The following is a 14,555-nucleotide window of genomic DNA, read 5'->3' as shown; positions in this document are numbered from 1 at the left end:
AGCGCGACGGAGGTGACCACGGTCCGGGCCCGCTCCGAGGACGGCCCCTGGCGCCCGGTCAGACTTTCGCCGCTGCCCCCGGCCGCACCGGCGTCAGCCGGACCGTTCTGCGCCTCCCCCGAACGGGACGGCCTGCAGGTCCGCTTCACCCGGTTCGCCCAGGGACCGGCGGACGTGGCCCTGCACCTGGCACACTGACCGCCGACCCGGCCCACCACGCCAAGCCCCCTCCGTCTCACGGAGGAACCCCACCGAAGACACCCTGCCGGAAACGCCCACCGGAGCCGCCCCGTGACCACCCTCCACCTCGGCGTCGACGCCGGCGGCACTCACACCCGCGCCGTTCTGCTCGACACCACCGGCGCGCCGCTCGGTCGGGGCACCAGCGGCGGCGCCAACCCTGCCGGACGCGACCCGGCCAAGGCGATCGAGCACCTGGCCGCCGCCGTGTCGGCCGCGCTCGGCCCCCGGGATCCGGGCCGGGTCGGGTCGTGCCTGGTCGGCCTCGCCGGGTACCGGGCGCTGCCCGACCCGGACGGCTTCGCCCGCCGACTCGCCGCAGCCCTCAGCCTGAACTGCCCGGTTCGGCTCGTCCCGGACACCGTCCCGGCGCTGGCCTCCGGCGGCGTCACCGACGGCCGCGGCACCGTGCTGATCGCCGGCACCGGCGCGATCTGCGTCCGCCTCGACGGCACCCGCACGCTCACCCGCGCCGGCGGGCTCGGCTGGCTGCTCGGCGACGAGGGCAGCGGCTTCTGGCTCGGCCGCGAGGCGCTCCGACACGCCCACGCCCACCCCGACCCGGCCGACGCCCTCGGCGGCGCCGTCCGCGCCCACTGCGCCGCCGACTCGCCCGACGAACTGCTGCGATGGGCCTACGACGGCCCGCCGCAGCGGCTCGCCGGCCTCGCCCCGCTGGTCTCCCGACTGGCCGCGGACGGCGACCCCGCCGCGCTCGCCATCGCCCGCACCGCCGCGGACCACCTCGCCGACCTCGTCCGCGCCACCGTCGCGCCCACCGAACCGCTCGTGCTCACCGGCGCGGTGGCCACCTCACCCGGCCCGATCCGCACCCACCTGCTCCACCTCCTCGCCGACCTCACCCCACGCCTGCCGGTCACGGACGCCGCCACCGCCGCCGCCCGCCTGGCCGCCGGCCTCGCTCACCGCCCCCTCTGACCCCTCCGACCGCCTGCGCGGCCGACCGTCCGACCGACCGCCGCTACTCCAGCAGGCTCCCCATGTGCCCGTCCTCGATCCGTATCGGCCAGAAGTGGTCCTCGGAGGCGAAGGCCTCCGGATCCAGCCCGCGCAGGGCCCCCTCCGCCGCCCAGTCCAGCAGCTCCCGCGGATGGAAGACCGCCCACGGCACCGAGGTGTGCGGGTGCTCCCAGGGCCGCCGGTCGGCGCGCAGGCGCTCGTACGTCCAGACCACGTAGAGCAGCGCCGAGACGTCCTGGTGCAGGTACGCGGCGGGCGCGGCCCCGTCGAACCAGGCCGGGAGTTCGAGGCGCCCAGTGGCACCGTCGAGCGCGATGGGCATGTCGTACAGCCAGTCGGCGAAGGCCAGGAACCCGCCCTGGTAGGCGCGGTGGTGCTCCCCCTCGCCGTCCTCCGACTCGCCGTCCTCCGAGTCGCCGTTCTCCCCCTCGCCGTTCTCCGACCCGAAGGAGTCCGGGTACGTCTCCGCCATGGTCAGGAACGGACCCACCGGGTCGATCCCGAGCAGCCCCCGGTCGGAGACCGGCAGACCGAGCGAGCCGAGCAGCTGCCGGGTCGGCGCATGGCTGAGGGCCGCGGGCAGGTCCTCCTCGTGGAAGCGCCGTACGGTGCCGTCGGTGAGCGCCGCGAGGTCCTCGACCAGCGACGCGTCGAGGGCGTACCGCAGGCCGCCCGGCTCGCCGGGCAGTGCGCCCCAGGCGAGCGCCCTGACCCGCAGCGCCGTCTCCCAGTGCGCGGGCCGGTCGTCCGTCCGCCGGAACAGCTCCGGATCGGCCTTGCGCATCCGCTCCAGGGAGATCCCGGCGACCTCGGCGACCGTCCCCGGGCCGCGCGGCTCGAACTCCTCTCCCTCCTCGGGCTCGTACGGCTCGGCCGCCCCCACCGTGACGGCCTCGACCTCGACCATCAGGGCGACCAGCGTGTCCAGGCTGCTGGCCAGCACGTCCCGCAGCAGCGCGCCGGACTCGTCCAGGCACGCCAGGTACACCTCGCCGGTGGCCCCGTCGAGCAGGACGTCCGCAGTGGAGAAGCCGAAGCAGTCGCCGTACCGCGTCTCGCCCAGCACGATCAGGCCCTCGACGCCCTCCAGCCGGATCCCGTCGTCGTACCAGGCCTCGGCCGTCAGCAACGGCTCGTGCCACGACGCCTGCAGGTCCAGGTACGCGTACGAGGCGGGCAGGCCCCCGGCGGCCAAGCGCTCGCGACTCGGCCCGTGGGTGAGCCCGGCGGGCAGCTCCCGGGGCACCCCCGCCCCCGCATTCGTCTCCACCATTCCTCCCCCTACCTCCCCGCCGCCTTCGACGGACGATCTTGCCTCCGACGCGACCGACCATAACCGACAGCACTGACAACCGGCCCGGCCCCCCGCAGCCCCCCGCCCGGACCCAGAGCCCGGCCCCCGCAGACCCTCGCCCACACCCTCGCCCACACCCCCGACCCAAGCCCGCCCGAACCCACGCCCCACCCCACTCCCGCCCCGTCAACTCCGCCCCACCCCAAGGAAAATGGCATGCACGCCACTAGCCAACCGTCCAGTAGCCCCCCTACCGTCGATCCCCCGTGGTTTCGACGGAGGAGTCCTCCTTGCGCCTACGCCCCCACCCCCTCCGCTTCCCGGCCGCCGCTCTCGCGTCGGCCCTGCTCGTCACCGCCGCCCTGACCACCCCCACCGCGACCGCCGCCCCCACCACACCCACCAAGTCGGCGACCACCACCACAGCCGCCACAACCGCCGCCGCCAACGACTACTGCGGCGGCCACTGCGCCGACATCCTGCCTCCCGGCGAGAACGGCAACGCCACCCTCGCAGACATCCTGCTCAACCGGATGTTCGGCACCCGCCCCGCCCACACCGACGACCAGCTCGGCCCGTACGCCGCACTCGCCTCCGGCTACCCCGGCCTCACCGACGCCAAGCTGCGCGACTTCTTCAACGACGCCTCCTTCGGCGTCCCCGCCGACCAGGTCGCCGGCAGCACCAGCCCCCGCCCCGACGTCACCATCGTGCGCGACAAGGCCGCCGGCATCCCGCACATCACCGGCACCACCCGCTACGGCACCGAGTTCGGCGCAGGCTACGCCGCCGCCCAGGACCGGCTCTGGGTGATGGACCTCTTCCGGCACGTCGGCCGCGGCCAGCTGTCCGGCTTCGCGGGCGGCGCCGCCGCCAACCGCCAGCTGGAGCAGAGCTTCTGGCAGGCCGCGCCGTACACCGAGACGGAGCTGCAACAGCAGATCGACGCCATCGCCGCCCGCGGCGGCCGGGCCACCCAGGCCCTCGCCGACGCCAACGCCTACCTCGACGGCATCAACCAGTACGCCAAGGAGGCCTACAACGCCCGCACCTTCCCCGGCGAGTACGACCTGACCGGACACATCGACCCGATCACCAACGCCGGGTCGATCGAGCCGTTCAAGCTGACCGACCTGGTCGCCCTCGCCTCCGTGGTCGGCGCACTGTTCGGCTCCGGCGGCGGCAACGAACTCGCCTCCGCCCAGGTCAAGTCGGCCGCCGAGGCCCGGTACGGCAAGGACGCCGGGGACGCGGTGTGGAAGTCGCTGCGCGAGGCCGACGACCCGGAGGCCGTGCAGACCCTGCACGAAGGGCAGAGCTTCCCGTACGCCACCGTGCCCGACCAGCCGCAGGGCGAGGCCCTGCCCGACCCCGGCTCGGTGGTGCCCGAGCGGATGATCTACGACGCCACCGGATCCGGCAACACCGCTGCCACCAAGGCGAACGGCGTGCTGCCCGGCAACCTGCTCACCGCCAAGCACGGCATGTCCAACGCGCTGCTGGTCTCCGGCGCGCACACCGACGACGGCCACCCGGTCGCCGTGTTCGGCCCGCAGACCGGTTACTTCGCCCCGCAGTTGCTGATGCTGGAGGAGATCCAGGGCCCCGGGATCAGCGCCCGCGGCGCCGCCTTCGCTGGCCTGAGCTTCTACGTGCAGCTCGGCCGCGGCCAGGACTACGCCTGGAGCGCCACCTCCGCCGGGCAGGACATCACCGACTCCTACGCCGTCCCGCTCTGCACCACCGACGGCTCCCCGGTCACCACGGCCGCCAACTCCTACCTGTGGCACGGCCAGTGCCTGCCCTTCGACCGGCTGGACCGCAAGAACGCCTGGAGCCCGACCACCGCCGACTCCACCGCGGCCGGCTCCTACACCCTGGTGATGTACCGCTCCAAGTACGGCCTGGTCACCGCCCGCGGCACGGTCGGCGGCGCGCCCGTCGCCTTCACCTCGCTGCGCTCCACCTACCGCCACGAGGCCGACTCCATCATCGGCTTCCAGGAGCTCAACGACCCGGGCGCGGTGCACGACGCGGCGAGCTTCCAACAGGCCGCGCAGGACATCAACTACACCTTCAACTGGTTCTACGCCGACTCCCGCGACATCGCGTACTACAACTCCGGCAGCAACCCGGTCCGCGCCCCGGGGGTCGACGCCGGACTGCCCGTACTCGCCCAACCAGCCTACGAATGGGCGGACTTCGACCCCGCCTCCAACACCGCCCGGTACACCCCGGCGGCCCAGCACCCGCAGTCCGTCGACCAGGACTACTACATCTCCTGGAACAACAAGCAGGCCGACGGCTTCACTTCGGCCGGCTTCGGCAACGGCTCGGTACACCGCGGCAACCTGCTCGACGACCGGGTCAAGTCGCTGCTCCAGGGCGGTGGCAAGGTCAGCCGGGTCTCGCTCACCCAGGCCATGGAGAGCGCCGCGCTCGCCGACCTCCGGGCCGAGGACGTCCTGCCGGACCTGATCCGGGTGCTGCGCAGCGCGCCCGTCACCGACCCGGCGACCCTCACGGCACTCCAGCAGCTGGAGGCCTGGCTGGCCAATGGCGGTCAGCGGAAGGAGACTTCGGCCGGCAGCCACACCTACGCGGACGCGACCGCGATCCGGGTGATGGACGCCTGGTGGCCGCTGGTGGCCGAGGGTGTGATGCGGCCCGGGCTCGGCGACCAGCTGTTCGGCGCGCTGACCGGCGCCCTGCAGATCAACGAGTCCCCCTCCGGCGGCCAGAGCGGCCCGGCCACCGGCCCGGTGAGCGCCAACGAGGGCATCCCGCACAAGGGTTCGGCCTTCCAGTACGGCTGGTGGAGCTACCTGGACAAGGACCTGCGCTCCGTCCTCGGCGACCAGGTGAAGGGCCCGCTGGCCCGGCCCTTCTGCGGCGGTGGCGACCTCACGGCCTGCCGATCCGTCCTGCTGGACACCCTCAAGCGCGCGGCCGCCCAGACCCCCGCCCAGGTCTACCCGGGCGACGCGGACTGCTCGGCCGGAGACCAGTGGTGCGCCGACAGCATCATCCAGCGCCCGCTGGGCGGCGTCACCGACCCCAAGATCACCTGGCAGAACCGCCCGACCTACCAGCAGGTCGTCCAGTTCCCGACCCACCGCTGACCCGCCACTGACCCACCGCCGACCCACTACCGGCCCACTACCGAGCCCCACCACCCCGCCCCCGCCGGACTGTCGGCGGGGGCTGCCATCATGACCGCCATGAACACAGAAACGCTGCTGCACAAGCTGGCCGAGGAGTTCACCGACGAGTACCTCGGTGACCGCCCGCAGGAGTTCCACCAGATCGGCGGCCTGACCGTCGTCTCGGCGCTGGTCTTCAGCAGCCCCGACGCCCAGGAGTGGTCCGGCTGCGACGACGTGCCCGCCGGCACCCACCCCGTGCACATCGGCGTGGTCCGGCGACAGGACGCCGAGAGCGGCCGCGAGTCGGCGCACGTCACCATGGCGCTGATCCCCTTCGCCGACCCCGAAGCGATCGCCGAGGCCGAGTTCGAGGACGCCATCGAGGACTACCAGCCGCTCGGCCCCGACCACGGCTTCCTCTGGGACTCCACCGCGATGGACGCCCTGCGCTTCGACGGCCCGCGCCCGGACGCCTTCCCGGACCTCGACGCCTTCGTGGCGCACGTGGAGTCCGAGCTCGCCACCGCCGACGCGGCCGGCCGCATACCCGCCTGGGTGGACGTCACGGTGGACGAGCGCACCGGCGTCAACGTCCTGGCCTTCCCGGTCAACGCCGAGTCGGCCGGCTGCTACGAGGCCCGCGACGCCGACGGCCGCCTGGTCGCCCTCCTGTTCACCGCGTCGTGACCCTCCTCACCGCATGACCGTCCCCCGCCGGGTCAGGGCGCCTTCGCCGGCCCGGCGGGCTCCGGTTCGACTTCGACCGCCACCTTCCGCGCGCCGTCCGCCAGGTTCCTGGCCTCGTGCCGCAACCGCCCGGTCGCGAGGTAGTAGGTGGTCCGGCCCACCGGACGGGTCATCCGCATGTGGATGACGTCGACGAGCTCCGCCGCCGTCCCGACCAACTCGGCCAGGGCGCCGAGCAGCGCCGCCTCGTCGTTCGGCGGAACGTCGCTGCCGCGTGTCCGGGCCTTCGGCAGTGCGTCCTCCAGGAGCTTCGTCCTGGCTGCCCGGACCGCCTCGACCATGGCCTCGATCTCGCTGTCCATTGCTCCCCGCTTCCCCGTCCGACCTCGTCCGACCTCCACCGACCCGGGAAGTGTGCCCGCGCGCACAGGAATCGCAAACCCACCCTGTAGTACCTGAAATGCCATTAGGCTACTTACATGGCACCAGCAGACTCCCTCGCGACCGGTCAGCGCTCGCTCGGCGACCCCACCCTCGACTACCCCCTCTGGCCCCCGCTCACCGCGGGCTGCCCCCGGACCGGCACCGAGGACGTCTCCTACCCCGTCGAGGTCGACTACGCCTACGACAAGGTCGACCCGGCGGCCCTGTTCGCCCCCGCGCCCACCCGCGGCGGCCTGGAGCAGTGGGCCCCACTGCTGCCGCCGCTGCTCGCACCGGGCCTGGGCGAGGGCACCACGCCGCTGGTCGAGCTCTCGCCCGGGGTGTACGTCAAGGACGAGTCCCGCAACCCCACCTGGAGCCACAAGGACCGGCTGAACCGCTGCACCACGAGCGCCGCCGTCGGCGTCGGCGCGCCCGGCATCGCGGTCGCGTCCTCCGGCAACCACGGCGCCTCGGCCGCCGCCTACGCCGCCCGCGCCGGGCTGCCCTGCGTCGTGTTCACCGGCCCCGACCTCCCCCCGAACGTCGACGCCTTCCTCAACGCCTACGGCGCCGTGGTGCTCCCGGTGCCCTGGGAGGCGCGCTGGCCGCTGCTGCGGCAGGTGGTCGACCGCCTGGGCCTGCACCCGGTCAGCAACCTCACCCCCACCCACACCGGGCACGCGTACGGCCCCGAGGGCTACAAGACCGTCGCGTACGAGATCTTCCGGGACATCGGCCTGCCGAGCGCGGTGTTCGTCCCCACCGGGTACGGCGAACTGCTCTTCGGCGTCTGGAAGGGCTTCGCCGAGCTGCACCGTCTGGGCCTGACCGACCGGGTGCCGCGCATCCACTCCTGCGAGGCCGCCGCCTCCGGCCCGCTGGCCCGGGCGATCGCCGACGGCCTCCCCGCCGCCCACGTGACGGTCGGCCCGAGCGCCGCGTACTCGATCGCCTCCCCGGTCAGCGGCTACCGGGGCGTCGTCGCGGTCCGCGCGAGCGGCGGCCGGGCGCTCACCCTGGACGACAGGCAACTCGCCGACGCCCAGCAGGAGTTGGCCCGCGCCGGACTCTGGGCCGAGCTGTCCTCGGCGGCCGGCCTGGCCGGGCTGCGCAGCCTCGGCGAGCCGGACCTCTCCGACGGCCCGGTGGTCTGCGTGTCCACCTCCAGCGGCTTCAAGGACCTGGGCGTCGGCACCCGCCGCACCGACCCGGTCGCCCCGGAGTGGGACGCCGTCCTGCGCCGCCTGCGGACCGCCGGGATCGCCACCGGCTGACCGCGCTCACCCCTTCACCGCGTACCCCGGACAGGTGACCCGCGCCGCCTCGCCGCCCCACCACCCGCCCCACCACCCGCCCCACCACCCGCATCGCCCCCCGAGGCCTGTCCGGCGGATCCCGCCGAGCCGAGATCCGCCGGACGCGCCCTAACCCACGCCGACCGCCCGCCGATGCGCACTCGGCGTCACCCCCCGCACCCGCTTGAACGCCGCGCTGAACCCGAAGGCATCCGCGTACCCCACCCGCCGCGCCACCGCCGCGACCGTCTCCGGCGACCGCACCAGCAGATCGGCCGCCCGCGCCATCCGCCACTGCGTCAGATAGGTGAGCGGCGGCTCCCCCACCAGCTCGGTGAAGCGCTTGGCGAGCGTCGTCCGGGACACCCCCGCCTCGGCGGCCAGCCCGGCCAGCGTCCAGGGGCGCTCCGGGGCCCGGTGCATGGCCCGCAACACCGGCCCGACCACCTCGTCCCCCTGCGCGCGGTACCAGCCCGGGGCAGCCGCCTCCGGCCGGTCGAACCAGTCCCGCAGCGTGCAGACCAGCAGCCAGTCCAGCAGACGGTCCACCACGATCTGACGGCCGGGGCGCCCGGCCGTGAACTGCGCCTGGAAGAAGTCCCGCAGTGCCGCACAGCCGGCCAGGTCCTCCTCGTCATCCGGGACGACCAGCACCGGCGGCAAGGCCCGCAGCAGCCGCTGCGGCACCTCACCCCGCACCCGGTAGGCCCCCGCCATGAGCACCGCGCCGCCGGCCGGCTCCCGCTCCGCCTCCCCGCCCGTCCGCCCGTCCAGCTCCGCACCCGGACGCCCGTCCACCTCCGCACCCGGAAGCCCGTCGGCCTCCGCACACCGGACGTCCCGCAGCAGCTCCGGACGGCCGGCGTCGGCCGGGTCGGCCGCGAACACGAACGGCTCCGGGCCCCGCACCACCGCCGTCTCCCCCTCCCGCACCCGCACCGCCCGCGCGCCCGCCTCCCGGACGATCCAGCCCTCCCCGGCCAGCGGCACGCACAGCGTCAGCTCCGCCGCGTCCGCGAAGCGCAGCGCCCACGGCGGCGTGAGCACCGACCGCCCGAACACCGCACCCTCCGCCCGCAGCCCACCCAACAGCTCGTCGAACACGTCCATGCCCCGACCCTAGGCGAACGAACGGACATGCCCGCCGGACGATCTCCCATGGCTCCCACCCCCTGCCCGCGAGTTGACTTGCCGCCATGACCACCGAACACCACGAGATCCTCGTCCTGGGCGCGACCGGCAAGACCGGCCGCCGACTCGTCCGCCGCCTGCGCGAGCACGGAGGACTGCACGACCACGGACTGCGCGTACGGGCCGCCTCCCGCAAGGGCGAGACCCGCTTCGACTGGGACGACCCGGGCAGCTGGGACACCGCACTGGCCGGCGCCGGGTCCGTCTACCTGATCGCACCGGAGGACCCGGCCCCCGTCCCCGGGTTCGTCGACCGGGCCGTGACGGCCGGCGTGCGACGCTTCGTCGTGCTCTCCGGGCGCGGGCTGGACCGGGTCGGCCCGGACTTCGGCCAGGGAATGGCCGCCGCCGAGCGCGCCGTCCGGGCCTCCGGCGTCGACTGGGCGATCCTGCGGGCCAACAACTTCCACCAGAACTTCGACGAGGACCTCTGGCACGCCCCGCTACGCGCCGGCCGACTGGCCCTGCCGATCGGCGCGGTCCCGGAGCCCTTCGTGGACGCCGAGGATATCGCCGAGGTCGCCGCCGCCCTGCTCACCCGCCCGGCACCCGACACGCCCGCCGCGCCCGACGCCCCCAACACCCCCGACGGCCTCACCGCGCTCGGCGGGCGGACGCACGAGCTGTCCGGCCCGCAGCCGCTGACCTTCGACGAGGCCGTCGACGTGATCGCACGGGCCGCCGGCCGGCCGATGCGCTACGTCGAGCTGACGCCCGAGGAGTACCGGGCGGAACTGCGGGCCGACGGCCACCCCGAGGCCGCCGTACGGGCGCTCGACGCCCTGTTCGCCCTGCACCGCGACGGCCACACCGCCGAACCGACCGACGGGGTACGGCAGGTCCTGGGGCGGGAGCCGCGCAGCCTCGCCGACTACGCGGCCCGCGCCGCGGCGGCCGGCGCCTGGGCGTAGGCGAGCCCCGCAACGCCGGTCTTCCCCAGCGGACTTCCGCCCGAGGGGAGACCGGCCCCGGCCCCGACGACCACCGGAAGCCTGTTGTTCGCCGCCCCGTTCGCCGACCGCGGGCCGGCGTTCGCCGAAGCACACCACGCTGGCAGCGTCCCGACTCCCCCGCGCCATCCCCCGCGTCATCCCCGCGTCGAAGGGTCTGCCACCGTGTCGCGTTCCCCCCGCCGTCTGCTGCCGCTGGCCGTCGCCGTCGCGGCGGTGCCCGTGCTCGCCGCCCTGCCCGCCGTCCCGGCCTCGGCGGCGTCGTACGGCACCCCGACGATCTCCTTCTCGGCCGGCTACCTCTCAGGCGCGGTCGGTGCCACCGGCGACCCGACCGTGACGGTCACGGTGGCGCAGAGCGGCGCCTCGGCCTCCGCGCTGACCGTCGCCGCCACGGCCAGCACCCGCAGCACCGTGGCCCGCACCGGCGACGTCACCGTGACCGGCACCGGCGCCGCCCGCACGCTGTCGGTCGCCGCCCAGGGCGTCGGCTACACCGACCTGACCGTCAAGGTCACCGGCCTGGGCGGCCTGAGCGCCACCCGCACCCTGCACTACGCCGCCTCCGCCGCCGTCCAGTACTCCGCCGCCAGCCGCTACCTGACGGGCTCCAGCGACGCCTCGGCCGCGGTGGACGCGGGCGGCGGCTTCATCGTGGTCGGCGACGACGAGTCCAACACCCTGCGTCTGTACGACCGCAACAACTCCGGTGCGCCGGTGCGCAGCTGGGACTTCAGCACGGCCCTCGGCGTCTCCAAGGAGATCGACATCGAGGCCGCCACCCGGGTCGGCAACACCATCTACTGGACGGGTTCGCTGGGCAACAACAAGGACGGCGTGGTCAAGCCGGACCGGCACACCGTCTTCGCCACCACGATCACCGGTTCCGGCGCCGCCACCCAGCTCACCCTCGCCGGCCAGTACCACGGCCTGCGCGACGACCTGATCGACTGGGACTCCGCGAACGGCGACCGCTACGGTTTCGCGGCCGGCGCCGCCGACGGCCAGGTGCCCAAGCAGATCGACGGGTTCAACGTCGAGGGCCTGGAGTTCGCCCCCGGCAGCAGCACCACCGCCTACGTGGGCTTCCGCGCGCCGCTCACCCCGGCGGTCACCGGCGGCCGGGCGCTGCTGGTGCCGGTCACCGACTTCCCGTCCCTGCTGGACGGTTCGGCCTCCCACGCGACCTTCGGCGACCCGATCGAGCTGGACCTCGGCGGGCTGTCGGTCCGCGACATCCGCCGCAACGACCTCGGCCAGTACCTGATCGTGGCCGGCTCCTGGGCCGCGGAGGACAACTCCGCGCCGTACGCCCTGTACCGCTGGAACGGCCTGCCCGGCTCCCAGCCGGTCAAGCTGGTCGACCTGCCGACCGGCGACTACGGCGCCTGGGAGGCCGTCCCCGACGTCCCGGACCTGGACGCCCCGGGCGCCCGCGCCCAGCTGATCACCGACGACGGCTCCGCCGACCTCTACCACGACGGCACCGCCGCCAAGGACCTCACCCACCCCGAGTGGAAGAAGTCCCGCAGCACCTGGTTCACCCTCAACTGACCGCGCACCGGGGCCCCTCGGCCACCCGCACCGAGGGGCCCACCGGGCAGTCCGTGGCTCAGAGCTCGACCAGCACCTTCCCCCGCATCGCCGACCGGTCGAGGTAGAGCCCGCGGTAGGCGGCAGGGATGGTGTCGAACCCGTGGTGGACGGTCTGCTGGTAGCGCAGCTCCCCGCTGCGGACCAGCGCCCCGAGGTCCCGCCGCAGCGCGGCCCAGTTCTCCTCGGTGAACCACTCCAGCGAGAAGATGCCGCGGATCGTGGTGCGCGGGAACATGATCAGCGGCAGCAGCCGCGGGCCCGCCCAGTCCCCGCCGACCTGGCTCCCCCACTGCCAGCAGACGGCCACCCGGCTCTCCACCGCGAGCATTTCGAAGACCACGTCGGTCAGCGCCCCGCCGAGGCTGTCGAAGTACCGGTCGATGCCGTCCGGGGCCAGCTCGGCGAGTTCCTTGCGCAGCCGGTCCGGGGCGTCGCCGTCGCGGTACAGCAGCACCGCGTCGAAGCCCAGCTCCCACAGCCGCTCGGCCTTCTCCGGCGTCGCCGTGGTGCCGATCACCCGCGCACCGCGGTGCCTGGCGAGCTGCCCGACCAGCGAGCCGACGGCCCCGGAGGCCCCGCTGACCAGCACTGTCGAGCCCGGCCGCACGTCCAGGAACTTCTCGACCGTGCCCCAGGCCGTCATCCCCGGCCCGCCCAGGACGCCGAGCGCGGTGGAGAGCGGCAGCGCCTCGTCGTAGTGGTCGCGGTCCAGCCGGCGGAAGGCCGGGAAGACCATCGGGAAGGTCCCGGTCTGCCAGAGCCTGGGCGCGCCGTTGCTGACCAGGTGGGTGCGCCAGCCGCCGAAGCCCTGGACGAGGTCGCCGGCCGAGAACCGGGCGGCCGGCCCGGCCTCCAGCACCTCCATGATCGAGTCGGCGCCCATGTGGTCGCCGATCGGGGTGTCCAGCGCGATGCCCTGCAGGTACGGGTCGACCGACACGTACCGGGTGCGCAGCAGCATCTCGTCCTCGGCGAGCCGGACGTCCACCTCCTCCACGACCTTCCGGTACACCCGCTCGACGTCCGGCACGCCGTCCACGTGCTCCTGGACGATCCACTTCTCGATCCTCACGAGGTGACTCCAAACTGCCGGTCCGCGGGCCCGACCGGTTCGATGAGCAGGACGGGCGGCGGCGCGCTGTCGTCCACCTCGGCGGTGAACGGCTTGCGGTCGTCCCGGCAGATGAACTGGACGACGTGCCGGCCGGCCGCCGCCGCCCGGATCAGCCCGCCGGTGGTCGCCCAGACGCCGGAGAGGTAGAAGTTGGCGAGGCCGGGCAGCCCGGGGCCGTTGCGCTTGATCTCCTCCTCCAGGGTCTCGCCGCTCTCCACGAAGGGCTGCCAGCCCAGCACCGTGCCGTCGTAGTTGCCGGTGTAGCGGACCTGGGTGAGCGGGGTGGAGACGTCCTTGACGGCCACCGCCTCCTTGAGGCCCGGGTGGTGGCCGTCCAGGTACTCGATCAGGGTGTCCCGCACCCGGCGCTTCTCCCGCTGGTACTCCCGGCCCCGCCCGACCGGCAGGGTGTGCAGCTCCTCGCCGCGCCGCAGCCGGGGCGTCTGCTCGGGGCCGGTGCTCAGCTTGCGCCAGGGGGCGATGTCGCAGAAGTAGCTGGCGTACACCACGGTGGTGCCGGCCGGGGACAGCTCCGGGTAGTGCCGGCTGCGGAACTGGACGTTGATGCTCGGGTGCCGGATGCCGGTGAGCCGGGCGGCGACCTCGTCCTCCAGCAGGTAGGTGGTGCAGGGGTCGCCGGCCGGGAAGGGCCGGCGCAGACCGAGGAAGACGGTCACGTAGCCGGGGAAGACCATGCCGGGTTCGGTGATGGTCCGGGTGTACAGCCGGCGGTAGGTGTCGTTCAGGTAGCGGCCCTTGAGCAGGTCCATCATGGTCGTCCGGCCGTCGCAGGCCGCCACCACGATGTCCGCCCGCACCTCCTGCCCGTCGCTCAGCCGCACCCCGACCGCCCGGTCCCGCTCGACCAGGATCTCGGTCACCTTGGCGTTGTACGTGATCTCCCCGCCGAGCCGGCGGTAGCGCTGCTCGATCGACTGCGCCAGGCCGAGCGAGCCGCCCTCCGGTACCCCGGCCGACTGCCCGGCGTGCGAGGCGAGTTGGAAGTAGGTGGGCAGCACCGGGAAGTTGGGGTGCTTCTCGTACAGGACGAAGTTGAACGCCTCGCGCAGCAGCGGGCTCCGGAACCGCGCCGAGTAGTCGCTCATCAGCACCGTGATCGAGCGGCGGATGACGTTGAAGTACGGCAGGAAGGAGGCGAGCATCCGCCACCGCTCCCGCCGGCCCATCAGCCCGACCGGCTTGAGGAAGGGGTAACGGGCCAGCGCCAGCCGGAACTTGCGCAGTCCGGCGCAGAACTGCCGGATCTGCCGGGCGTCCTCGGGCGCCAGGTCGAGCAGGTGGGCCTCCAGCCGGTCCGGGTCGGAGTAGAAGTACACCGCCCGGCCGTCCCGGGTGCGCACCACGTTGAAGACGTCGAAGTTGCGCATCCGCTTGCCCTGCAGCGCGCCGAGTTCGAGCCAGATCCGGTGCATCTCGTTGCCCGGTCCGCTGCCCAGCAGCCAGCTGACGCAGCAGTCGAAGGTGAACTCGCCGCGGTCCCAGCCGGTGCAACAGCCGCCGGGGATCTCGTGCATCTCCAGGATCCGGGTGCGGTAGCCGTTCATCTGCGCGTAGCAGCCGGTGGACAGACCGCCGAGCCCGCCGCCGATGATGACCATGGTCTGCCTGCTGCTG

The 14,555-nt window shown here is 73.9% G+C and carries 12 protein-coding genes; 7 read left to right on the top strand and 5 right to left on the bottom strand.

Annotated elements, in window-relative coordinates:
• Positions 1-12: 12 nt before the first annotated feature.
• Positions 13-198: a DUF1349 domain-containing protein gene (locus BX285_RS39240; protein WP_310794221.1), complete on the top strand. Its 186-nt coding sequence runs from the start codon at positions 13-15 to the stop codon at positions 196-198.
• A gap of 93 nt (positions 199-291) precedes the next feature.
• Positions 292-1,179 (top strand): N-acetylglucosamine kinase, encoded by an 888-nt coding sequence (locus BX285_RS18965; protein WP_121175875.1) that lies wholly within the window; start codon positions 292-294, stop codon positions 1,177-1,179.
• A 43-nt stretch (positions 1,180-1,222) separates the two neighbouring features.
• Here BX285_RS18965 and BX285_RS18960 read toward each other — a convergent pair whose 3' ends face one another.
• Positions 1,223-2,494 carry an SUKH-4 family immunity protein gene (locus BX285_RS18960; RefSeq protein WP_121175872.1) on the bottom strand — a complete coding sequence of 424 codons (1,272 nt, stop codon included), beginning with the start codon at positions 2,492-2,494 and terminating at the stop codon, positions 1,223-1,225.
• Between the two features lie 311 nt (positions 2,495-2,805).
• Here BX285_RS18960 and BX285_RS18955 point away from each other — a divergent pair, with 311 nt between their 5' ends.
• A complete protein-coding gene (locus tag BX285_RS18955) occupies positions 2,806-5,637 on the top strand; it encodes a penicillin acylase family protein (protein ID WP_220783917.1) in 2,832 nt (943 codons plus the stop codon).
• Positions 5,638-5,736: 99 nt separating this feature from the next.
• Positions 5,737-6,348: a hypothetical protein gene (locus BX285_RS18950; protein WP_143685848.1), complete on the top strand. Its 612-nt coding sequence runs from the start codon at positions 5,737-5,739 to the stop codon at positions 6,346-6,348.
• Between the two features lie 32 nt (positions 6,349-6,380).
• Here BX285_RS18950 and BX285_RS18945 read toward each other — a convergent pair whose 3' ends face one another.
• The gene (locus BX285_RS18945) at positions 6,381-6,710 is read right to left on the bottom strand and encodes a hypothetical protein (RefSeq protein ID WP_121175867.1); all 330 of its coding nucleotides are present in this window, start codon (positions 6,708-6,710) and stop codon (positions 6,381-6,383) included.
• Positions 6,711-6,827: 117 nt separating this feature from the next.
• On the opposite strand from BX285_RS18945, the gene BX285_RS18940 reads away from it, so the two are divergent.
• Positions 6,828-8,048: a pyridoxal-phosphate dependent enzyme gene (locus tag BX285_RS18940; protein WP_121175865.1), complete on the top strand. Its 1,221-nt coding sequence runs from the start codon at positions 6,828-6,830 to the stop codon at positions 8,046-8,048.
• A gap of 150 nt (positions 8,049-8,198) precedes the next feature.
• Here the strand turns inward: BX285_RS18940 and BX285_RS18935 are convergent, their stop codons facing one another.
• On the bottom strand, positions 8,199-9,179 hold the full coding sequence (locus BX285_RS18935) for an AraC family transcriptional regulator (RefSeq protein WP_121175862.1): 981 nt from the start codon (positions 9,177-9,179) through the stop codon (positions 8,199-8,201).
• 86 nt (positions 9,180-9,265) lie between these two features.
• On the opposite strand from BX285_RS18935, the gene BX285_RS18930 reads away from it, so the two are divergent.
• Positions 9,266-10,171: an NAD(P)H-binding protein gene (locus BX285_RS18930; protein WP_121175859.1), complete on the top strand. Its 906-nt coding sequence runs from the start codon at positions 9,266-9,268 to the stop codon at positions 10,169-10,171.
• 234 nt (positions 10,172-10,405) lie between these two features.
• The gene (locus tag BX285_RS18925) at positions 10,406-11,764 is read left to right on the top strand and encodes a hypothetical protein (protein WP_183107188.1); all 1,359 of its coding nucleotides are present in this window, start codon (positions 10,406-10,408) and stop codon (positions 11,762-11,764) included.
• A 58-nt stretch (positions 11,765-11,822) separates the two neighbouring features.
• On the opposite strand, the gene BX285_RS18920 is transcribed toward BX285_RS18925, so the two are convergent.
• Positions 11,823-12,878 (bottom strand): NADP-dependent oxidoreductase, encoded by a 1,056-nt coding sequence (locus BX285_RS18920; protein WP_121175854.1) that lies wholly within the window; start codon positions 12,876-12,878, stop codon positions 11,823-11,825.
• Complete coding sequence (locus BX285_RS18915; protein ID WP_097239063.1) at positions 12,875-14,539, bottom strand: NAD(P)/FAD-dependent oxidoreductase; 1,665 nt, start codon at positions 14,537-14,539, stop codon at positions 12,875-12,877. The genes BX285_RS18920 and BX285_RS18915 overlap by 4 nt, the downstream gene beginning before the upstream one ends.
• Between the last annotated feature and the right edge of the window lie 16 nt (positions 14,540-14,555).

This window comes from Streptomyces sp. 1114.5 (genome assembly GCF_003635085.1).
In the GTDB taxonomy this organism is placed as follows: Bacteria; Actinomycetota; Actinomycetes; order Streptomycetales; family Streptomycetaceae; genus Kitasatospora.
This window is presented reverse-complemented; position numbering and strand designations above follow the sequence as displayed.